This window comes from Acidovorax sp. LjRoot38 (assembly GCF_964252975.1).
GTDB lineage: Bacteria > Pseudomonadota > Gammaproteobacteria > Burkholderiales > Burkholderiaceae_C > Acidovorax > Acidovorax facilis.
The window spans coordinates 485,544-506,388 of sequence record NZ_CAXUPT020000003.1 but is presented as its reverse complement, the minus strand read 5'-3'; the positions used below and the strand labels follow the sequence as shown (position 1 = coordinate 506,388).

Below are 20,845 nucleotides of genomic sequence, written 5' to 3'. Positions count from 1 at the left end.
GCCATCGGGGCCGTCTTGACCGCTCTTGGTGGTGTGCTGCACGGAGCTCAGGCACCGAGCAACGCCTATTCCATCAGTAAGTCAGTTCGAGAAACACCAGATGGCCGCTGGCAGCGGGCCAGGTCTGTCCCACCACGCGTTCGCCATTGAATTCACCCGCAATGCTGCGCACGCCCCCCGCGGGCTTGACCTTGGCAGATGCAACACCTGCCCCAGCGGGCACACCAGCAGGTGCTGCGCCATCCAGCAGCATCTTGTCGCGTGCCGGGTCCAGGTAGCCGCGCGGGCGGGTCAGTGTCACCACGCTCTCGGCGCTTTTGTCGGCATCGGCCATGCGTTCTGCGCGCAGGTGGATGAGGTTGCTGCTGCGTGGAAAGCCGCTGCGGTAGATGTGGGTGGTGGCATAGCCGGGTGCGCTGATCACGAACTCGACGGGCGAGCCGTTGGGCACCGTCAGCGGTCCCCATTGGCCATCCACACCCACGGTCTTGCGCAGCAAGGCATTGCCCGCGCGGGCGCCCGTGGCGGGGTCGGTGGCATACACCTCCAGCTGCGCGCCCGCCAGGGGCAGGTTGTTGCTGAAGTTGCCGGTTTTGGGGTCGGCCGGGTCCACGCCCAGGCCGGTGACCTTGCCGTTGAGCACCACCTGCTTTTCAGCCGCAATGGTGGTGACCTGTGGTGCCTTGCCGGTGATGAAGCTGTAGGTGGCTTCAAACGCAGCGGGGGAGTACGACGTCTCGCGGTGGTCGATGCGCGGAATCACCACGTTGGTGGCGCCCTTGAGTTCGGGGCCTGCGGCGGTCACGTAGGTGGGCTTGCCTTTCTGGCCTATCCACAGACCGTCGGGCTGGGCGAACTTGTCGTTGTTGTCCGAGCGGATCGTCATCCATTTCACGGGGCCGCTCACCTCGTCGCCCGCCGCGTTCTTGGGAGCATTCAGCGCTTTGAGGAAAGGGCCCGTGCCCGAGAACTCGTTGCCTTCTCGGAACCCCGGTATCGCCCACACGCCGTGGTTGGGCGTGCCGCCGAGGATCGCGTGGCTCACCGTCTTGTCGCCGCCGCCGTTGTAGATGTAGTTGCGGATGGCGTTGCCGCCGCGCGAGTTGCCCACCAATACCACTTGGCTTGCACCCGTGGCCTTGAGCACCTTGTCCACTTCGGCCTTGAGGTAGGCCATGTGCTCTGCGGCCGAGGTGCGGCCCGCCTGGGGTTTGGCGTCTTCATCACGCGACAGGGGGTAGGACACGTCAATGGCGTGCAGGCGTTCGCGCGGCCAGCCGTTCGATTCAAACCGCCATACGGTGGTTTGCCACAGTGCGGCGGTGTCGCCGTTGCCGTGCACAAAGACGATGGGCGGCGCTTCGGCCAGGCTGGGACCCTTGGTGGCGCAACCGGCCAGGGCCAGGGTAGCTGCTGCAGCGGTTGCCAGCAGAAGAGATCGGCGTTGCAGCCAGAATTTGTTGTTCATGAAGGTGTCTCCGACAAGAAAAAATGCCCGTGGATCGGTGAATCCACGAGCATGGCATGCGAGCGTTACATGGCTGCGTCAGTTCACATCAGGCAAACACGCCTGCAGTGTCTTGCATGCGGGCGGACACTTCGCCCAGATGGTGCAGCGTGTCGCCAAAGGCCACTTCCAGCTGGGTGAGCTTCTTGAAATAGTGGCTCACGATGTACTCGTCCGTCACGCCGATGCCACCATGCAGTTGCACGGCCTGCTGGCCGACAAAGCGCATCGATTGACCCAGTTGCACCTTGGCGCGCGCCATGGCGGCGCGGCGCTCTGCGGCAGGGGCGCCCAGCTTGAGGCTGGCGTAATAGCTCATCGAGCGGGCCAGTTCCAGCTGCATCTTCATGTCGGCCACGCGGTGGCGCAGCGCCTGGAAGCTGGCAATGAACACGCCAAACTGCTTGCGCTGGTTCATGTATTCGACGGTGATGGCCACGGTCTTGTCCATCACGCCCACGGCTTCGGCGCAGGTGGCGGCGATGCCGGTGTCCACCGCCAGTTCCAGCGCGGCGAGGCCGTCGGTGGTGATGAGCGTGGCGGGGGCGTTGGTGAACTTCACCTCGGCGGCGCGGCTGCCGTCTTGTGTGACGTAGCCTTGGGTGGTCACGCCAGTGGCGGTGCGCTCGACCAGGAAGAGGGCGATCTTGCCGTCCAGTTGGGCAGGCACGATGAACGCATCGGCCTTGTCGCCGGCAGCTACTACGCTTTTGATAGCTGTCAGTGCATATCCATCTTGCGCTGGGGCCGCTTTTGCCTCGCAAACATCCAGGCGGTATCGCGCCTTGCGCTCCTGCTGGGCCAGTACCACCAGGGCTTCACCACTGGCCACGCGGGGCAGCCAAGCCGATTGCACGTTGGCCGGTGCGTAGTGCGACAGCACGCTGCTGGCCATGAAGGCCTGGGCGATGGGCTCCAGAACGATGCCACGGCCCAGTTCCTCGGCCACCACCATGGCATCGATGGCGCCCTGGCCCATGCCGTCGTGCGCTTCGGGCACGGTGAGGGCCGTCAGGCCCAGCTCGGCCAGTTCGTTCCAGGCGGCGCGGTCAAAACCACCGGCGGCCACGGCGGCGCGGCGGCGCTCGAACGTGTAGCCCTTGTCCACCCACTTGCGCACGGCGTCGCGCAGTTGTTCCTGGTCGTCAGAAAAATCGAAATCCATGTTCTTGTCTCCTTAGCCCAGAACCGTCTGCGCGACGATGTTGCGTTGAACTTCATTGCTGCCACCGTAGATGGTGGTTTTGCGCAGGTTGAAGTAGGTGGACGCCAGCGGCGCGTTGGCAGTGACGCCGCCGGGGAAGTTGCCCTGCCAGCCAGCTTCCATGGCCTCTTCGATGAAGGGCATGGCAAAGGGGCCGGCGCCCAGCATCATCAGCTCGGCGTAGCGCTGCTGGATCTCGCTGCCCTTGATCTTGAGCAGACCCGCGATGTCGAGCGAGTTCTTGCCCGACTTCTCGGCCGACAGCACGCGCAGCACCAGCATTTCCAGCGCAACGATGTCCACTTCGAGCAGTGCGATCTGGTCGCGGAAGCGCAGGTCATCCCACACGCCTTCGGTCTTGGCGATGCGCTTCAAGCGCTCCAGCTCGCGCTTGCTGCGGTTCACGTCGGCGATGTTGGTGCGTTCGTGGCTCAGCAGGTGCTTGGCGTAGGTCCAGCCCTTGTTCTCTTCGCCGATCAGGTTTTCGGCGGGCACTTCGACGTTGTCGAAGAACACTTCGTTCACCTCGCACTCGCCGTCCAGCAGCTTGATGGGGCGTACGGTGACGCCCTTGGACTTCATGTCGAGCAGCAGGAAGGAGATGCCGGTCTGGGGCTTGCCCTCGGTGCTGGTGCGCACCAGGTTGAACATCCAGTCGCCATGCTGGCCCAGGGTGGTCCAGGTCTTTTGGCCGTTGACGATGTATTTGTCGCCCACGCGCTCGGCGCGGGTCTTGACCGATGCCAAGTCCGAGCCCGAGCCGGGTTCGCTGTAGCCCTGGCTCCACCAGACTTCGCCGCTTGCGATTCCGGGCAAGAAGCGCTTTTGCTGCTCGGCGTTGCCAAACGCCATGATCACCGGGGCCACCATCACCGGGCCAAACGGCACGATACGGGGCGCACCGGCCAGGGCGCATTCTTCTTCAAACAGGTGCTTTTGCACGGCCGTCCAGCCGGGGCCGCCAAACTCCTTGGGCCAGCCGAAGCCCAGCCAGCCTTTCTTGCCCAGGATCTTGGCCCAGCCCTGCAGATCGTCGCGGGTCAGGCGCAGGGCGTTGTGGACCTTGTGCGAAATTTCTTTCGGTAGATTAGCTTGAACCCAGGCGCGAATTTCTTCGCGGAACGCCTGTTCTTCGGGGGTGAATGCGAGATCCATCGGTTTGTCTCCAAGTGATCCGCATTTGTAGCACGGTCGTTCGTTTTAGTCCTGTCCGGGTGGCGACATCGGCGCGGAGTCTGGGGAAATGCCCAGTTCAGAACACAGCCGCTGCACCGTGGTGCGCAGGTTGGCCACCTCGGTCTCCAGTGCGTCCACCCGCGCTTGCAGTGCGGCAGACGTGCCGGTGCTGCCACCGCCGCCACTGCTGGGGGCTGACACACCGGCGCTGGTGTCTACAGGCCCACACATCAGATGCGCCCAACGCTGCTCGCGGGCACCCGGCGCGCGAGGCAACTGCACGACCAGCGGGCCGCCCTTTTCGGCGCTGCGCTCCTGCAGCTCGTCCAGAAAAGCTTCGACCGACGAAATGTCGGCAAAGCGGTACCAGCGCTCGGCGTTGATGCGCAGTTCACCCGCCGTCTGCGGGCCGCGCAGCATGAGCAGGCCCAGCAGCACGGCCGACTGCTCGGGCACGCCCACGCCGCGCTGAAAGTTGTGTTCCCAGCGTGTGGTGCGGTTGCCGCTGCTCTCAAACGCCAGCGTCAGCAGCTTGAGCGAATCCAGGGCTTCCTGCGCCTCGGCGTCACTCAGGTTCATCACCGGGTCGCGGCTGGTTTTCTGGTTGCAACCGGTGACCAGGCCGTTGAGCGACATGGGGTAGCTGTCGGGCACGGTGCGGGCCTTCTCCATCAGCGTGGCGAGCACGCGGGCTTCGTAGGGGGTGAGGGGGCGGGTGGCGGGATCGAAGGGCATGAGGAGGCTGTCGGGCTTGGGGTTGGCGCTGTGTTGTGCGACAGAGTATGCAGGCTAGGCGCCCAGCGCAAGCTGCACTGGCTGTGCAGCGAGCATGGGCAACGCCGCCTGCGTGCTATGTCGCACAACCCTTCGGGCCGCCGCCTGGGGCCGCCATGCTGCGTTGCGGGTTCGTTGTGTGGCTGGGCCACACGGCCTCACCCGCGCCTTGCCTGGCACCCCCAGGCGGTGGCGCAGAGCCAACCCCATGCTCGACAGCCTCCTAGATAATCCGTGGCAATTTATGAAGAACATCGTCATTCTGATCTCTGGCGGCGGCTCCAACATGGCCACCATCGTGCGTACCGCACAACAGGAGCACTGGGAGCAGCGCTACGGCGCCCGCGTCGCGGCCGTCATCAGCAACAAGCCCGATGCCGCCGGGCTGGTGTTTGCGCGGGAGCAGGGCATCGCTGCCGAGGCGCTGGACCACAAGGCCTTTGCCAGCCGCGAGGCGTTTGATGCCGAGCTGGCCGCCACCATCGACCGCCACCAGCCCGCCCTGGTGGTGCTGGCCGGGTTCATGCGCATCCTGACGCCCGGGTTTGTGGCGCACTACGCGGGGCGGCTCATCAATATCCACCCCTCGCTGCTGCCCGCCTTTACCGGGCTGCACACGCACCAGCGCGCGATTGATGCGGGCTGCAAATTTGCGGGCGTGACAGTGCACCAGGTGACGGCCGAGCTGGATGTGGGCCCCATCCTGGACCAGGCTGTGGTGCCGGTGCTGCCGGGCGACACGGCCGAGACGCTCTCAGCCCGTGTGCTCACGCAGGAACACGTGATCTACCCCCGGGCCGTGCGGGCGCTGATTCAGGCCTTGTAGTCCACAGGCTGATCGGTTTGGGAGCGTTCGGCTTTCGCCCCCCACAGGCCTTGGTGAGCTCAGTGGGTATATTTTTTTGCTATTAAATTTGTAGCTAACTGCGCTTGTCCATGAAGCGATAGAGCCTATTTTTGTTCATATTTTCTGCTGCCGGATGGCTCCAAGATCCCGGCGCACGCAGCTCGTCAACTGACGGGCGAATCGCACCGCGTGGCCAGAAAACCTGCGGCTGGTGGCAAGCCAGCCCCTTCCTTTTGATCAGGCCATTGCGCTCAGGCTGCCGGTGATGGCGGGCGAATTCCAGTCATTGGCTGCCATTGCGTACTGCTGGCGCGCAAAGTCGGCCAGCCGCGCCAGGTCGTTGCGTTGGCTGGTGTCCGATGTTGATGCCTGGCTGGGGGGCTGCTGGAGCTGGCTGGTCAACTGGTCGATGAAAGTCTTGGATTCGCTGGCGCTGATGCTGGCGTCGCCATCGGTGTCGATGGCGTTGAACAGCGCGGTGATCGCGTCCTGCTCCACGCTGCTGGGGCTGCCAGCCAGCCGTTCTGTCAGCGAGACCTCACCATCCTTGTTGGTGTCCAGGGCGTCGTAGGTGGTGGTGCTGTCGGCGGAAGCACTTGCACCACCTGGGCCTCCGGGTGGCGCTGGCATGCCGCCCATGGCCTGCATGCCGCCGCCTGCTTCACCCGCCGCGCCGGAAGGGCGGCCCGCGTCGAATTCGGCTTGGGTCAGGCCGCCGTCGCCGTCTGCATCCAGTTGGCTGAACACGTCGTCACTGCTGACGCCCGCTTGGCTCGCCGTGCCGCCCGACATCGCCTCCAGCAGGGCCTGCAGCTCGGTCTTGCTCACGGCGCCATCGCCGTCGCTGTCCACCTTGCTAAAGAGGTCGTCGCCCGCCTAGCCGGTGGCGGTGTCGCTGTCGCCCCGCGACTGGGCAAAAGCCATGGTGGACGGTGGCGGGGGCAACACGCTTTGCATCGTCTTGCCCAGCTCATCAGCGTTGAGGTTGCCGTCCCCATTGCTGTCGTACCGCTTGACCAGGTCTGCAGCGCTGGTCTGGCTGCTGACGCCGGATTTTTTGGCCACATCGTCCAGAAGGCCCTGCAGTTCTGTGTCACTCACGCCGCCGTTGCCGTCGGTATCGATTTTGGACAGCAGCCGCTCCGGCGTGGGCGCCGGGCGTGATGCCCGCTGCACACTTGCACTGGACCAGGGACTGCTGACGCTACTGATGGTCGTCATCGTCGTTCCTTTCGCTCCAAGGGTGGGTCGGTGCCTGGTCCCCCAAAACGGAAGCCCTCAGCCATGGCCCGTAACCATTCTTGGTTGTGCGTGTCTCCGGGGTTTGTCTGCTTTGTACCAAGGTCGATACAAAGGGCGTCCACAAGGACTGAACAATGGCGGAAATGCCCGCCAGATCGTCGCCAGCGGTGGTTTGTAGCTGCCTAAACTTGGGTGTTCTTTTGCACGACAGAGCCCATGCAACACATCCTGGTGGTGGACGACGATGTGGAGATCACCACACTGCTCACCGAATACCTCGCCCGCTTTGGCCACGCCGCCCACGCGGCGTGTGATGCGGCGTCGATGCGCGCGCAGATGCTCGCGCACCCCATCGGCTTGGTGGTGCTGGATGTGATGCTGCCCGGCACCGACGGCATCACCCTCGCGCGGGAGCTGCGTGAACGATCCCGGGTGCCGATCATCATGCTCACCGCCCGCGCAAACCCCTACGACTGCGTGCTGGGGCTGGAGATGGGGGCTGACGACTACATGGGCAAACCCTTCGAGCCGCGCGAGCTGGTGGCCCGCATCCAGACCGTGCTGCGCCGCACGCGCGGCGAGAGCGCCCCGGCCCGCCAGGAGCCCGACGGGCTGGTGCGCTTTGATGGCTGGACCCTGCACAGCATCGAGCGGCACCTGGTATCCCCACAGGGTGTGGTGGTGCCGCTGTCCAACGCCGAATTTCGCCTGCTCTGCACCTTCTTGCGCATGCCGCGCCGCATTTTCAGCCGCGACCAGCTCATGGAGCAGGCGCGAGGCCGGGCCATGGATGCGTTCGAGCGCAGCATCGATCTGCTGGTCTCGCGCCTGCGCAGCAAGCTCTCGGACGACCCGCGCTCGCCCTCGATGATCCGCACTGTGCGGGGCGCTGGTTACGTGTTCAACGTGCAGTCGCTGCAGGGGCAGGTGGGATGGCCGCATTGATGGTTGCGCGCTGGCGTGCGGCGCTGCAGCGCTGGCTGCCTGACACCCTTTTTGGCCGGCTCGCTCTGCTGCTTATCGTGGCCGTCATCGTGAGCCATGTGCTGGCGCTGACTTTGATGTTTGAACTGCGCCCCGCGCACCCCGGGCACCCGCCTGGCCCGCAGCCCCTCGGGGTGGCAGCCGATGGGCACTCTTTGCGGTTGCCGCCGCCGGGGCCAGAGCAGGGCTTGTGGAATGCCCCGCCATCGCTGCAACTGGGGCTGCTGCTCGACATCAGCGTGCGGCTGGCGGCGCTGGTGGCCGTGGCCTGGTGGGCGGCACGCTGGCTGTCGCGCCCCATGCACCGGCTGGCCACGGCGGCGCAAGAGTTGGGCCGCGATATCGACCGGCCCCCGCTGCCCGAGGACGGCACGCTGGAATGCCGCGACGCCAGCCGTGTGTTCAACCAGATGCAGGCGCGCATCCGACAGCAATTGGCCGAGCGCGACCGGTTTGTGGCGGCGGTGTCGCATGACCTGCGCACGCCGCTGACCCGGCTGCGCCTGCGCACCGAATGCCTGGACGATAGCCACGCCCAGCAGCTGTTTCGCCGCGACATTGCAGAGATGGACGCCATGATCACCTCCACGCTGGACTACCTGCGCGGCGTGGCCGGCGCCGAGGCCTGGGTGCTGCTGGATGCGCAGGCCCTGGCGGACAGCATGGCCGACGACCAGCTCGCCATGGGCCATCGGGTCACGGTGGCGGGGCAGGCGGCCCCGCTGCGGGTGCAGGCCGTGGCGCTGCGGCGCTGTCTGGACAACCTGGTGGGCAACGCGATTCGCTACGGCGGCAGCGCCGAGGTCACGCTGCACGATGCGGTTGATGCGCTGACCATCGAGGTGCGCGACCATGGCCCCGGTTTGCCTGCCGAAGAGCTGGAGCGGGTCATGGAGCCGTTTTACCGCGTCGAGGCCTCGCGCAACCGCCAGAGTGGCGGGGCCGGGCTGGGGCTCACCATTGCCAGCGATATCGTGCGGCGGCACGGAGGGAGGCTGGCCTTGCGCAATGCTGCGGGTGGTGGTTTGGTGGCAGCAGCCATTTTTCCGCGCACTGCGGCGTGAGCCCACCGGGCTCAACCCGCTGGGGTTTCATCCCCGCATTTCTCAAACCGTGGCCGCATCACACCGTCAACGAGCACCTGCTCTTCAAACATGGCGGCGGGTCGCACCCACAGCCCACGCTGGCCATAGAGCGCGCGGTACAGCGTCATGGGCTCCAGCGTTTCGCTGTGGCGCACGGTATCAATCACCTCGTAGAGCATGCCCTTGTAGTGGCGGTACAGGCCGGGTGGTGTGCGAATGAGTGCTGGCAGGTCGTCGTCGGTCATGGTGGTGGGTGCGGGGTCGTGAGTGGTTAGGATGGCGGTTGAAAACAACCCAAGAGTGAGGGAAGCCCGTGGATCAGGCAGATTTTGTGCATCTGGTGCGCATGAGCGAGCATGCCAGTGCTGACAACAGCCGCGCATACCGCCGCAGTGTGGCCGTGTTTGCGGCGCTGGGCTATGCCTGGGTGCTGGGGTGCCTGGGACTTGCCGCAGGCATTGTGCTGTGGGTGGTGCCGCAGATGTTGCAGGGGAAGTTTCGCTTTGCCATGGTGTGGCTGCTGCTGGGGGCTGCGGGCCTGCTGTGGGTCAGCCTGCGGGCGCTGTGGGTGCGTTTTGACGCGCCTGAGGGCGTGGAGATCACGGCGCTGGAGGCACCGGAGCTTTTTGAGGCGCTGGAGCGCATCCGCCGCAAGATCAAGGGCCCGCCCATCCACAACGTCACGCTGAACGACGAGTTCAATGCGAGCATCCAGCAGCTGCCCAAGTACGGCCTGCTGGGTGGCGCCGTTAACCACCTGAGCATCGGGCTGCCTTTGCTGATGGCGTTGGACCGGCCGCGTTTTCTCGCCGTGCTGGCACACGAGTACGGCCATTTGCGCGGCGACCATGGCCGGTTTGCGGCCTGGATCTATCGCACACGCCTGTCCTGGATGCGCCTGAACCACAGTCTGGCCGACGACGAAGGCCCGGTGGCCGCGGCCACGCAGGCGTTCATGCGCTGGTACTTTCCGCGCTTTTCGGCCAAGACGTTTGCGCTGGCCCGCCAGGACGAATACGAGGCCGACCGCATTGCGGGCAAGCTGCTGGGCCGTGATGTGACCGCCGCCGCCCTGGCCGAGATCGAGATCCGGGGCGCAGCGTTGCAGGCAGAGTTCTGGGGCAACCACTGGTGCGGTGCCGCTGGCAATCCGCTGCCGGTGGGGCCTTATCGCAGCATGCGCCGTTTCCTGGCCGAGGCCCCGGATGCCGCTTTTGCCAACGACGCACTGCGCCAAGCGCTCAAGCGCCTGAGCAGTGTGGACGACACCCACCCCGGCTTGCGGGACCGCATCGAAGCACTCGATGCCACGCCCACACTGCCCGACTGGTCGCGTGGCAATGCCTTGACCCTGCTGGGCGATGAGGCCAAACGGTGGGTCAAACACTTCGACAAACAATGGTGCCGCGACAACGCTACGGAGTGGAAGCAGCACCACGCGTGGCTGGAACGTGTGCGCGCACGCGCCCAGGCGCTGCAGGCTTCCATCGCTCAGAACAGTGCGGCTGAGCTGGTGGAGCTGGCCCGCCTCAAGCGCCATCTGGACCCCCGTGCCGATGTGCGCGCCTTGTATGAGCTGGCGCTGGAGCGCAGCCCCGAGTACGCGCCCGCCCTGTGTGGACTGGTGCCTTGCCTGCCCGAGGACGATCGCGACGGCAAGCTTCTGCTGCTGCACCGGGTGTGGGAAGCGGGCAGCAACGACCGCTACTGGGCCGCACGCACCGCGCTGGCCGAGCTGGAAACTCCCCGCATGGGCATGGAGCATGATGCGGCGGCCTTCAAACAGTGGCGCAAGCGGCTGGAGCGCGCGCAGGAATCCGAAGAGCGCGCCTGGGAAGAGCTGTCGGGCACCTCCTTCTTCAGCCAGATCACGCGTCACGACCTGAGCCCCTTCGAACTGGCCGAGCTGCAATCGGAACTGGCCCGCTGTGCGCCCCTTGCCCGCTGCTGGCTAGTGCGCAAGAACCTGCGCGAGCATCCGCAGCGCCGTGCGTACCTGATCTTTGTCGAGCTGCCGGGGATGGACGACGAAAGCCGTTACCACCTGTGCCGCGCCCTGGAGCGCAATCTGAGCCTTCCCGGCCCCGCGCTGGCGCTGTGGGCGGGTGAATCGCCCAGCCTGAAGGAGATTCAGCGCTATGCGTTTGATCCGGTCTACACGCGTTGACAAACCGAAAGGATCGATGCGGGTCGTTTGAAGGAGCCGTGTGGTTGGCTGTTAATCAGACCACAGTGGGACAATCGGGGCATGCATCCCAAAGTTCTTCTCGACGCCTGTGCCGAATTGGTCAGGCTCACCCTCACGTTTGAACACCCCGCCGATGCGGTGGTGTCACGATTCTTCCGCGACAACCGGGGCCTGGGCCCCCGCGAGCGGGCCACCCTGGCCGAAACGGTCTACACCGTGCTGCGCAAGAAGCTCCTGTTCGACCACATGGCGCCCTCGGGCTCGGGACCCAAGGAGCGCCGTCTGGCCATCCTGGGGTTTTACGGCCCGCGCGACTTCCTCAAGAGCGCACTGACCGACCAGGAAAAGAACTGGCTGGACCAGTGCGATGCGGTCACGGTCGATGACCTGATGGAGCGCCACCGTCACAACCTGCCCGAATGGCTGGTGAAGCCCCTCAAGGACCAACTGGGCGACGGCTTCTGGCCGCTGGTGGAAAGCCTGGCGCAGAGCGCCCCGCTGGATTTGCGCGTCAATGCCCTCAAAGACAAGCGTGCCGACGTGCAAAAGGAGCTCGCCAAGGCCGGTATCAAGGCCAGCCCCACGCCGTATTCGCCCTGGGGCCTGCGCATTGACGACAAGCCTGCGCTGACCAAGCTGGATGCGTTCACGCGCGGTGCCATCGAGGTGCAGGATGAAGGCTCGCAGTTGCTGGCCCTGCTGCTTGACGCCAAGCGCGGCGAGATGGTGGTGGATTTTTGCGCAGGTGCAGGTGGCAAGACCCTGGCCATCGGCGCGGGCATGCGCAGCACCGGGCGCCTGTATGCGTTTGATGTCTCGGCGCACCGTCTGGATGCTCTGAAACCGCGCCTGGCCCGCAGCGGCCTGTCGAACGTGCACCCCGCCGCCATTGCCCACGAGCGCGATGACCGCGTCAAGCGGCTGGCGGGCAAGATTGACCGCGTGCTGGTCGATGCTCCGTGCTCGGGCCTGGGGACTCTGCGGCGGAACCCGGACCTCAAATGGCGCCAGTCGCCCAAGGCCATCGAAGAGCTGGTGGCCAAACAGACCGCCATTCTGGACAGCGCAGCGCGCCTGCTCAAGCCCGGCGGCCGTCTGGTGTATGCCACATGCAGCATCCTGCCGCAGGAAAACGAGGCCATCGCAGAGGCATTCAGCGCATCGCACCCTTACTATGAACTGCTCGACGCGGGCGAACTGCTGGAGCAGCTCAAGGTGGAGGGGGCCAAGGCTCTGTGCAGCGGTGGTGAGTCGGGCAGTGGTTATTTGCGCCTGTGGCCCCATGTGCACCAAACGGATGGGTTCTTTGCCGCAATCTGGTCCAAAAAGGCCTGACTTGGCCCTCTAAAGGCGCTAAATCAACGTAAATACCATGGATACCCCCGAACCTATTTCGTGGGGACCACTCTAAAATCAGATACCCGGTCCGTTGGCGAACGGGTTCTCTGTAGAAGTAAGGCTTTCTGAATATGCTGTTACCCGATTGGGCTGTACTGAACGCTGCCATTGACTGGCTGGGCCATGGGTTGTGGAACCTGGCGTGGTGGCAGATCATTCTGTACACCCTGGCGACGACCCACATCACCATTGCGGCGGTCACGATTTTCCTGCACCGCGCGCAGGCGCACCGCGCGCTGGACTTGCACGCCATCCCTTCGCACTTTTTCCGCTTCTGGCTGTGGATCGGTACGGGCATGGTCACCAAGGAATGGGTCGCTATCCACCGCAAACACCACGCCAAGTGCGAAACCGTGGACGACCCCCACAGCCCCCAGACCCGTGGGCTGGACACCGTGATGTGGCGTGGCGCCGAGTTGTACCGCGCCGAGTCCAAGAACCTGGAGACGATGAAGAAGTTCGGCCACGGCACGCCCGATGACTGGATGGAGCGCAACGTCTACACCCGTTACGGCTGGCAGGGTGTGGGCCTCATGCTGATCCTGAACCTTGCACTGTTCGGCGCTCTGGGCGCTGCAGTGTGGGCGGTGCAGATGCTCTGGATTCCGTTCTGGGCGGCGGGTGTGGTCAACGGTGTGGGCCACTACTGGGGCTACCGCAACTTTGAGGCGCAGGATGCCAGCACCAACCTCTCGCCCTGGGGCATCATCATTGGCGGCGAAGAGCTGCATAACAACCACCACACCTATCCCACGTCGGCCAAGTTCTCGGTCAAGCCGTATGAGTTCGACATCGGCTGGGTCTACATCACCATGATGAAGAAGATTGGCTGGGCCACGGTCAAGAAGGTGCCGCCCAAGCTCCAGTTGGGAGACGTCAAGCCTGTAGCCGATGAAAAGACGCTGGAGGCCCTGATTGCCAACCGCTATGAGGTGATGGCTGGCTATGCGCGTGGCGTGCGCCAGGCCTGCAAGGACGAAATCGCAGCGCTCAAGGCACGCAATGCCGATGCCTCGGTGCTCCAGGCCGCCAAGCGCTGGCTGCACCGCGATGCCGAGAAGGTGCCGGCCATCGCATTGCAGCAACTGGCCCAGGCCCGTGCCGCGCACCCCGCGCTCGACAAGATGGTCACCATGCGCGAAGAGCTGCGCCAGCTGTGGCTCAACACCTCGCAATCGCGCGAGCAGCTCACCGCGGACCTGCAAGCCTGGTGCCGCCGCGCGGAAGAAAGCGGTATAGCCGCCCTGCGTGAGTTCTCGCTACGGCTGCGTGCGGCGCAGGCCTGAAGCGGGCCGCGCATTGTCCAAGGCCTTGCCATCTGGCAAGGCCTTTTTCTTTGGTGCAGCGGTTACCGCATTGCGGGCACCTTGCCAAAAGCGCGGTTCTTTGCGGTTTTGTCCCGGCCTGCAAAGGCTGAGCGCAGCAGGTGCCGTACTTGGTGCCAAAGCCCCGGCCTGGGGGGGGCTTCGATCACCAGGATCTCAGAGCGGCAGTGCAGGGCGTTGCCCACCTGCACCCAGGCGGCCTTGGTGTTCCAGCCCTCGGGCAGATGTTCGCCCGCCCCAAGCCGCATTTGCGGCAGAGTGTGCAACGCGAGCTCACAGTCTCGTGGAGCAAAGCGAAGTGACACCTCTCCCTGAGTGGTGTGCACTGCGCTGCCGGGCGGCAGGCACAGCCACAGGATCTGGCCGGGTGTGAGGCCCAAGGTGACTGCGGCCGATGGGGTGGTGGGCGGGATGGTGGTTGGATTGCGCTGTGGCATGGTGCGGGGCTCCTGAAGGAAGGGCTGCTGTGAGGCTGTAGCGTAAAAAAAGCAGCGTTGCCCCGGCAGGTACACGGCGGTGCAGGAACGGGTAGAACAGCGCAGATTACTGGCGTGCTGTTATGGTCCGATCTGTGCGTTCCTGTATCTGTACCCGCAGAGAGGGCTCGTGCACGATGCGCCTCTAGCGCTTCTGAGCCTGCGCCACGGCTCGGCAGCAGTACCCCATACCCGCCATGTCACATTCTTCCGATTCGCGGGATGCCCCGCTCTACCGCCAACTGGCAGCTTTGTACGAACAGGCCATAGCCGCTGGCAGCCTGACGCCTGGCATGCGCATGCCGTCGGTGCGGGAGCTGTGCCAGCGGCACCAAGTGAGCCTGACCACCGCGCTGCAGGTGTTGCGGCATCTCGAATCCCTGGGCTGCGTGGAGGCGCGCGAGCGGGTGGGCTACTTTGTGCGGGAGCCGGGCGATGTGGCGTTGCCCCGGGCGCGCGAGCCCGAGTTGCACGAGCCGCTTGCCCACGACCCGCGGGTGTTTGCGGGCATCAACGAGCGCATTTCCGGTTTTCTCGAAAAAGCCCGCCGTGCAGGCCCGCTGCCGCTGGACTTAGGCAGCGCCATGCCCGCGCCGAGCCTGTTTGATGCGGCTGCGCTCAACCGCCTGGCCCACGGCCTGTTGCGTGAGCAACCCGACGTCCTGGTGTACGGCCCGTCCGCGCCCACCACCCACCCCGAATTCCAGCAGGCCATGGCCCGGCATGCGCTCACCTTCGGCGTGTGTGTCGCGCCAGCCGACATTGGAGCAACACTTGGCAACTCCGAAGCGGTGAACTTGGCGCTGGACGCCGTCGCCGAGCCGGGCGACGTTATCGCCGTCGAATCGCCCACCTTCTTTGGCATCCTGCAGGCCATCGAGGTGCGCGGGCTGCGCGCGCTGGAGATCCCCTGCAGCCCGCACACGGGCATGTCGCTTGAAGCCCTGGAACTGGCTGCGCGCAACGAGCCACGGCTCAAGGGTGTCGTGGTGGTCCCCCACCTGCAGATGCCGCAGGGCAGCGTGATGCCCGATGCGCACAAGGAGCGACTGGTGGCTCTGTGCGTGGAGCATGGCTTAGCCCTCATCGAGGACGACATCTACCGGGAGTTCGTGGAGTCGCCGCACGTGCTGCGGCCCGCCAAGGCCTGGGACCGGCAGGGCGATGCCGGGCAGGTGATCTATTGCGCATCGCTCAGCAAGAGCTTTGCTCCCGGCTTGCGCCAGGGCTGGATGAGCGCGGGGCGCTGGCAGGCCCGTGTGCAGATGATCAAGTTCGCTCGCACGCGCAACATGCAGACCTGGTCGCAGCTGCTGGCGGCGCGCAGTGTGGACTCTCCGGCCTACGAGCGCCACATGCGCCGCATGCGGGCGCAGCTGCGCATCCAGCGAGAACAGGCGGCGAGGGCCGTGGCGCGCTACTTTCCCATGGGCACACGCCTGAGCCTGCCGCCGGGTGGGCTGAGCCTGTGGCTGGAGCTGCCGGTCGGCATCTCTTCCACGCGCCTGTACGACGAGGCGCTGCAAAACGGTATCCGTGTGGCCCCGGGCCCCATGTTCTCCAACACCGGGCGGTATGAGCACTTCTTGCGGCTGAGCTGTGGGATGCCGTTCACGGCCGAAGTGGAGGCGGGCTACCGCACGCTGGGCGCCTTGCTGGCTGCGCAGATGGCCGAGTTGCCCGTGCCGCGCAAGGTTGCTTGAGCAAAGAGTCTGGGTGAAAGGTCTGCGCAGCAGGCATAAAAAAACCGCCCTGGACGGGCGGCTTTTTTGGGGAACGGGCCGAATTACTTCAGCTTCATTTCCTTGTATTCCACATGCTTGCGAGCTTTTGGATCAAATTTCATGATCAGCATTTTCTCGGGCATGGTCTTCTTGTTCTTGGTCGTGGTGTAGAAGTGGCCGGTACCCGCAGTGGATTCCAGCTTGATCTTGTCGCGTCCGCCTTTGCTTGCCATGGTGCTTCTCCTTAAGCCTGACCACGTGCGCGCAGGTCTGCGAGCACCGAGTCGATACCGTTCTTGTCGATCAAACGCAGGGCAGCGCTCGAAACGCGCAGGCGAACCCAGCGATTTTCGGTCTCGACCCAGAAACGGCGGTATTGCAGGTTCGGCAGGAACCGGCGCTTGGTTTTGTTGTTGGCGTGGGAAACGTTGTTCCCGACCATGGGCTTCTTGCCCGTTACGTCGCAGACGCGTGCCATGAGGACACTCCGATACTTTTTAACGGCCGTTCGCTGGGCCCTGGGCTTGTTTTGCCCAGGTTGGCTTGCGGCCTCACCTCGCCAGAAAGGGTGGCGGTAACCCGATTGATTTGCCTGTTTCGGAGGACCGCAATAACGGGCCGAATTCAGCAAAGCCGCAGATTATAGCCTGCTGCCCAGTTTTTCATCAAGACTCTTGTTCCAGGAAGCGCTGGGCGTCCAGCGCCGCCATGCAGCCCGTGCCTGCGCTGGTGATGGCCTGGCGGTACACATGGTCCTGCACGTCGCCTGCGGCAAACACGCCGGGCACGCTGGTCTGGGTGGCAAAACCCTTGAGGCCGCCCTGGGTGATGATGTAGCCGTTTTCCATCTCCAGCTGGCCCTGGAAGATTTCGGTGTTGGGCGCATGGCCGATGGCGATGAAGCAGCCCTGCAGCTTGATGTCTTCCGTGCTTCCGTCCTTGGTGCTCTTGATGCGGATGCCCGTCACGCCCGTGTTGTCGCCCAGCACTTCGTCGAGCGTGTGAAATAGCTTGAGCTCGATCTTGCCGGCCGCGACCTTTTCGTTGAGCTTGTCCACCAGGATGGGCTCGGCCTTGAACTTGTCGCGTCGGTGCACCAGGGTGACCTTGCGGGCGATGTTCGACAGGTACAGCGCTTCTTCTACCGCCGTATTGCCGCCACCGACCACACAGACGTCCTGCTCGCGGTAGAAGAAGCCGTCGCAGGTGGCGCAGCCCGACACACCCTTGCCCATGAAGGCCTCTTCCGAAGGCAGGCCCAGGTACTTGGCCGATGCGCCAGTGGCCAGGATCAGCGCGTCGCAGGTGTAGGTGCCGCTGTCGCCGGTGAGGGTGAAGGGGCGCTGGCTGAAATCGACCTTGTTGATGTGGTCAAAGATGATCTGGGTCTTGAAGCGCTCGGCGTGCTCCAGAAAGCGCTGCATCAGCTCCGGCCCCTGCACACCATGCACGTCGGCCGGCCAGTTGTCCACCTCGGTCGTGGTCATCAGCTGGCCACCCTGGGCCATGCCGGTGATGAGCACCGGGTTCAGGTTGGCGCGGGCGGCATAAACCGCTGCGGTGTAGCCCGCAGGGCCAGAGCCAAGGATCAGAACTTTCGCGTGTTGGGTGGTGGACATGGTAAAAGCCTGTGTTTTGCGCCTGCTACATGCGGCGCTGTTGGGGAAGCTGGGGGTTGAACTGGCAAGTATCAACCGTGCACCGCTCACGCGAGCGGTCCCTTTTTCAATCACGGCGATTGTAAGAACCCATTGATACCCCTTGCACAACCCGTGCGGCTCCGGTTGGGTCGCTCTAGAGAGGAGTTTTCATGTCGACGATGTTGTCCAACCTGGACCTGCTGCGCCGGGTGCCCTTGTTTTCGCTGCTCACGGTGGCCCAGGCCGAGGTGATCAGTGGTGCGGTGATCAAGCGCCGCTTCAAGCGTGGCGAGGCGCTGGTGGAGCAAGGGCAAAAATCCAACGCCCTGTTCATCCTGCTCACGGGGCGCGCCCGCGTGATGACATCGGACAGCCGGGGGCGTGAGGTGATTTTGGCCACCCTCGCGCAGGGCGACTACCTCGGCGAGATGAGCATCATCGACAACGAACCCCACTCGGCCACGGTGCGTGCCGAGGTGCAGACCGATGTGCTCATGCTCGGGCGCGCAGAGTTCGCGCGTTGCCTCACAGAGAACGCCTCCATGTCGTTGGTGGTGATGCGGGGGCTGGTCAAGCGTCTGCGCCATGCCGACCGCAAGATTGAGTCACTGGCGTTGCTGGATGTGTATGGGCGTGTGGCCCATGCCCTGCTGGACTTTGCGGTGCCCGACGCTCAGGGCCAGTTGGTGATCAAAGACAAAATCTCCCGGCAGGACCTGGCCAAGATGGTGGGCGCCTCCCGCGAGATGGTCAGCCGCGTGATGAAGGATTTGGAAGAGCGTGGCTTTATCGAGGCATTGCCCAGTGGCGCCACTGTGCTCAAGGACCGATTGAACGCGTTGAGTTAGCAACGCTTCAGCCCGGGTGTCATGCCCGGGGGGCTTGCGGTAAGCTCGCCCGGCACGCTTATGACCTATTCCCTCAATACCCTGAATGCATCGGCTGCGGCGAAGTCGCCGCCGCGTACGGGCGCTGCCCGTTTTGGCCACGAAATTGGCCTGATGGTGGGGCTGCTGGCCCTGGTTTTCTGGTTGCTGGCCCTGCTGAGCTATTCCGCGCAGGATGCCGCATGGTCTACCTCGGGCGCCCGGGGTGGGCGTTTGGTCGCCAACTGGGCGGGCCGGTTTGGTGCGTGGCTGGCCGATGGCAGCTACTTTGCACTGGGTTTTTCGGTGTGGTGGTGTGTGGCGGCCGGTGTGCGGGCCTGGTTGTCGTCGCTGGCGCGGTGGATGCGTGGCGGCGAATCGGCCCCGGGCGCGGTAAGCCCGATGCGCAGGCGGGCCATGTTCTGGGTGGGGCTGGTGGTGCTGATGTGTGCCAGCACTGCGCTGGAGTGGTCGCGCCTGTACCGGTTTGAAGCGTTCCTGCCGGGGCATGCTGGTGGCGTGCTGGGCTACATCACGGGGCCTGCCAGTGTGAAGTGGCTGGGTTTTACAGGCTCGGGCCTGCTGGCGATTGTGCTGGCTGTGCTGGGGGCGGCGCTGGTGTTCCGTTTCTCCTGGGGCCATGTCGCGGAAATTGTGGGAGGGCGCATCGACGCATTGGTGCAGTCGCGCCTGGCCAAGCGCGAAGTGGCCAAGGATGTGGCTGTGGGCCGCAAGGCCGCGCGCGAGCGTGAAGTGGTGGTGCTCGAGGAACGCACCGAGAGCGAGGTGCACCACCCCCAACCGATCCAGATCATCGAACCCGTGCTGGTAGACGTGCCGCAGAGCACCCGCGTGGTGAAGGAGCGCCAGAAGCCGCTGTTCACCGAGATGCCCGACAGCAAGCTGCCACTGGTGGACCTGCTCGATGGCCCGCTGCAGCGCCAGGAAACCGTGGCGCCCGAGACGCTGGAGATGACCAGCCGCCTTATCGAGAAAAAACTCAAGGACTTTGGCGTGGAAGTGCGCGTGGTCGCGGCCATGCCCGGACCGGTGATCACGCGCTACGAAATCGAGCCCGCCACCGGCGTGAAGGGCTCGCAGATTGTGGGCCTGGCCAAGGACCTGGCGCGTTCGCTGAGCCTGGTGTCGATTCGCGTGGTGGAGACCATCCCCGGCAAGAACTTCATGGCGCTGGAGCTGCCCAACGCCAAGCGCCAGTCCATCCGTCTGTCCGAAATCCTGGGCTCGCAGGTCTACCACGAGGCCAAGAGCATGCTCACCATGGGCCTGGGCAAGGACATCGTGGGCAACCCGGTGGTGGCAGACCTTGCCAAGATGCCGCACGTGCTGGTGGCGGGTACCACGGGCTCGGGCAAGTCGGTGGGGATCAACGCGATGATCCTGTCGCTGCTGTACAAGGCCGAGGCACGCGATGTGCGCCTGTTGATGATCGACCCCAAGATGCTGGAAATGTCGGTCTACGAAGGTATTCCGCACCTGCTGGCGCCCGTGGTCACCGACATGAAGCAGGCGGCGCACGGCCTGAACTGGTGCGTGGCCGAGATGGAGCGGCGCTACAAGCTCATGTCCAAGCTGGGCGTGCGCAACCTCGCGGGCTACAACGTCAAGATCGATGAAGCCAAGGCGCGCGAAGAGTTCATATACAACCCCTTCAGCCTGACGCCCGAAGAGCCCGAGCCGCTGCAGCGCCTGCCGCACATCGTGGTCATCATCGATGAGCTGGCCGACCTGATGATGGTGGTGGGCAAGAAGATCGAAGAGCTGATCGCCCGCCTGGCGCAGAAGGCGCGTGCCGCCGGCATCCACCTGATCCTGGCCACGCAGCGCCCCAGTGTGGATGTGATCACGGGCCTGATCAAGGCCAACATTCCCACCCGCATCGCGTTCTCGGTGGGCTCCAAGATCGACAGCCGCACCATCCTCGACCAGATGGGCGCCGAAGCCCTGCTGGGCATGGGCGACATGCTCTACATGGCCAGCGGCACGGGACTGCCGATCCGGGTGCATGGTGCCTTTGTGTCGGACGAAGAAGTACACCGTGTCGTCAGTTACCTCAAGGAACAAGGGGAGCCGGACTACATAGAGGGCGTGCTCGAAGGCGGAACTGTGGATGGCGAGGGTGATCTGTCAGGGGAGAGCGGTGGTGGCGAAGGGGGCGAGAAGGACCCCATGTACGACCAGGCCGTCGAAGTGGTGCTCAAGGACCGCAAGGCCAGCATCTCGTACGTGCAGCGCAAGCTGCGCATTGGCTACAACCGCTCGGCGCGGCTGCTGGAAGACATGGAAAAGGCGGGCCTTGTGAGTGGCCTGACCACCAGCGGCCAGCGCGAAGTGCTGGTTCCCGCGCGCAGCGAATGACAAGGGTAGGGCGATGAGCCCAGCCCGTGC

20 protein-coding genes and 1 pseudogene are annotated in these 20,845 nt (G+C 64.6%); 9 read left to right on the top strand and 12 right to left on the bottom strand.

Going from position 1 to position 20,845, the window contains the following annotated elements:
• Positions 1-73: 73 nt before the first annotated feature.
• The 4 genes from ACSQ22_RS07480 to ACSQ22_RS07465 all read right to left on the bottom strand — a co-directional run bounded on the left by ACSQ22_RS07480 (position 74) and on the right by ACSQ22_RS07465 (position 4,622).
• Positions 74-1,468 (bottom strand): alpha/beta fold hydrolase, encoded by a 1,395-nt coding sequence (locus ACSQ22_RS07480; protein ID WP_436129903.1) that lies wholly within the window; start codon positions 1,466-1,468, stop codon positions 74-76.
• An 88-nt stretch (positions 1,469-1,556) separates the two neighbouring features.
• Positions 1,557-2,672 carry an acyl-CoA dehydrogenase family protein gene (locus tag ACSQ22_RS07475; RefSeq protein ID WP_436129902.1) on the bottom strand — a complete coding sequence of 372 codons (1,116 nt, stop codon included), beginning with the start codon at positions 2,670-2,672 and terminating at the stop codon, positions 1,557-1,559.
• Positions 2,673-2,684: 12 nt separating this feature from the next.
• A complete protein-coding gene (locus ACSQ22_RS07470; RefSeq protein ID WP_436129901.1) occupies positions 2,685-3,866 on the bottom strand; it encodes an acyl-CoA dehydrogenase family protein in 1,182 nt (393 codons plus the stop codon).
• A gap of 45 nt (positions 3,867-3,911) precedes the next feature.
• A complete protein-coding gene (locus ACSQ22_RS07465; protein WP_121420865.1) occupies positions 3,912-4,622 on the bottom strand; it encodes a YceH family protein in 711 nt (236 codons plus the stop codon).
• 283 nt (positions 4,623-4,905) lie between these two features.
• On the opposite strand from ACSQ22_RS07465, the gene purN reads away from it, so the two are divergent.
• Positions 4,906-5,487, top strand: a complete 582-nt coding sequence (purN, locus tag ACSQ22_RS07460) for a phosphoribosylglycinamide formyltransferase (protein ID WP_431150247.1) — start codon at positions 4,906-4,908, stop codon at positions 5,485-5,487.
• Between the two features lie 258 nt (positions 5,488-5,745).
• Here purN and ACSQ22_RS07455 read toward each other — a convergent pair whose 3' ends face one another.
• The 3 genes and pseudogenes from ACSQ22_RS07455 to ACSQ22_RS07445 form a co-directional block, all read right to left on the bottom strand.
• Positions 5,746-6,336: a hypothetical protein gene (locus ACSQ22_RS07455; protein WP_436129938.1), complete on the bottom strand. Its 591-nt coding sequence runs from the start codon at positions 6,334-6,336 to the stop codon at positions 5,746-5,748.
• Positions 6,316-6,369 (bottom strand): annotated as a pseudogene (locus tag ACSQ22_RS07450) (hypothetical protein); the annotation flags it as partial. The pseudogene ACSQ22_RS07450 and the gene ACSQ22_RS07455, both read right to left, overlap by 21 nt.
• Positions 6,370-6,384: 15 nt before the next feature.
• Positions 6,385-6,729: a hypothetical protein gene (locus tag ACSQ22_RS07445; RefSeq protein ID WP_436129900.1), complete on the bottom strand. Its 345-nt coding sequence runs from the start codon at positions 6,727-6,729 to the stop codon at positions 6,385-6,387.
• Positions 6,730-6,966: 237 nt separating this feature from the next.
• Between ACSQ22_RS07445 and ACSQ22_RS07440 the strand changes: the two genes are divergently transcribed.
• Entirely contained in the window at positions 6,967-7,695 is a 729-nt protein-coding gene (locus ACSQ22_RS07440; protein WP_121505659.1) for a response regulator, read from the top strand.
• Positions 7,683-8,798, top strand: coding sequence for an ATP-binding protein (locus tag ACSQ22_RS07435; protein ID WP_436129899.1), 1,116 nt, complete (start codon positions 7,683-7,685; stop codon positions 8,796-8,798). Before ACSQ22_RS07440 ends, ACSQ22_RS07435 begins: the two co-directional genes overlap by 13 nt.
• Positions 8,799-8,809: 11 nt before the next feature.
• Here ACSQ22_RS07435 and ACSQ22_RS07430 read toward each other — a convergent pair whose 3' ends face one another.
• Entirely contained in the window at positions 8,810-9,064 is a 255-nt protein-coding gene (locus tag ACSQ22_RS07430; protein WP_121420860.1) for a DUF1653 domain-containing protein, read from the bottom strand.
• A gap of 68 nt (positions 9,065-9,132) precedes the next feature.
• On the opposite strand from ACSQ22_RS07430, the gene ACSQ22_RS07425 reads away from it, so the two are divergent.
• From ACSQ22_RS07425 to ACSQ22_RS07415, 3 genes are all read left to right on the top strand, one after another.
• The gene (locus tag ACSQ22_RS07425) at positions 9,133-10,986 is read left to right on the top strand and encodes a M48 family metalloprotease (RefSeq protein ID WP_436129898.1); all 1,854 of its coding nucleotides are present in this window, start codon (positions 9,133-9,135) and stop codon (positions 10,984-10,986) included.
• A gap of 81 nt (positions 10,987-11,067) precedes the next feature.
• Complete coding sequence (locus ACSQ22_RS07420; RefSeq protein WP_436129897.1) at positions 11,068-12,342, top strand: RsmB/NOP family class I SAM-dependent RNA methyltransferase; 1,275 nt, start codon at positions 11,068-11,070, stop codon at positions 12,340-12,342.
• Between the two features lie 134 nt (positions 12,343-12,476).
• A complete protein-coding gene (locus ACSQ22_RS07415; RefSeq protein ID WP_436129896.1) occupies positions 12,477-13,691 on the top strand; it encodes a DesA family fatty acid desaturase in 1,215 nt (404 codons plus the stop codon).
• A gap of 62 nt (positions 13,692-13,753) precedes the next feature.
• Here the strand turns inward: ACSQ22_RS07415 and ACSQ22_RS07410 are convergent, their stop codons facing one another.
• Positions 13,754-14,167, bottom strand: a complete 414-nt coding sequence (locus ACSQ22_RS07410; RefSeq protein ID WP_436129895.1) for a hypothetical protein — start codon at positions 14,165-14,167, stop codon at positions 13,754-13,756.
• A 236-nt stretch (positions 14,168-14,403) separates the two neighbouring features.
• Between ACSQ22_RS07410 and ACSQ22_RS07405 the strand changes: the two genes are divergently transcribed.
• Positions 14,404-15,909: a PLP-dependent aminotransferase family protein gene (locus tag ACSQ22_RS07405; protein WP_121505665.1), complete on the top strand. Its 1,506-nt coding sequence runs from the start codon at positions 14,404-14,406 to the stop codon at positions 15,907-15,909.
• An 83-nt stretch (positions 15,910-15,992) separates the two neighbouring features.
• Here the strand turns inward: ACSQ22_RS07405 and rpmG are convergent, their stop codons facing one another.
• From rpmG to trxB, 3 genes are all read right to left on the bottom strand, one after another.
• The gene (gene rpmG, locus ACSQ22_RS07400; RefSeq protein ID WP_008904999.1) at positions 15,993-16,163 is read right to left on the bottom strand and encodes a 50S ribosomal protein L33; all 171 of its coding nucleotides are present in this window, start codon (positions 16,161-16,163) and stop codon (positions 15,993-15,995) included.
• 11 nt (positions 16,164-16,174) lie between these two features.
• Positions 16,175-16,408 carry a 50S ribosomal protein L28 gene (gene rpmB / locus ACSQ22_RS07395; RefSeq protein WP_007859763.1) on the bottom strand — a complete coding sequence of 78 codons (234 nt, stop codon included), beginning with the start codon at positions 16,406-16,408 and terminating at the stop codon, positions 16,175-16,177.
• Between the two features lie 187 nt (positions 16,409-16,595).
• Positions 16,596-17,549 (bottom strand): thioredoxin-disulfide reductase, encoded by a 954-nt coding sequence (gene trxB, locus ACSQ22_RS07390; RefSeq protein WP_055403077.1) that lies wholly within the window; start codon positions 17,547-17,549, stop codon positions 16,596-16,598.
• A gap of 191 nt (positions 17,550-17,740) precedes the next feature.
• Here trxB and ACSQ22_RS07385 point away from each other — a divergent pair, with 191 nt between their 5' ends.
• Together ACSQ22_RS07385 and ACSQ22_RS07380 are read left to right on the top strand one after the other, a co-directional pair.
• Positions 17,741-18,418, top strand: coding sequence for a Crp/Fnr family transcriptional regulator (locus ACSQ22_RS07385; protein WP_121505666.1), 678 nt, complete (start codon positions 17,741-17,743; stop codon positions 18,416-18,418).
• A gap of 60 nt (positions 18,419-18,478) precedes the next feature.
• Complete coding sequence (locus tag ACSQ22_RS07380) at positions 18,479-20,815, top strand: DNA translocase FtsK (RefSeq protein ID WP_436129894.1); 2,337 nt, start codon at positions 18,479-18,481, stop codon at positions 20,813-20,815.
• Positions 20,816-20,845 lie beyond the last annotated feature (30 nt).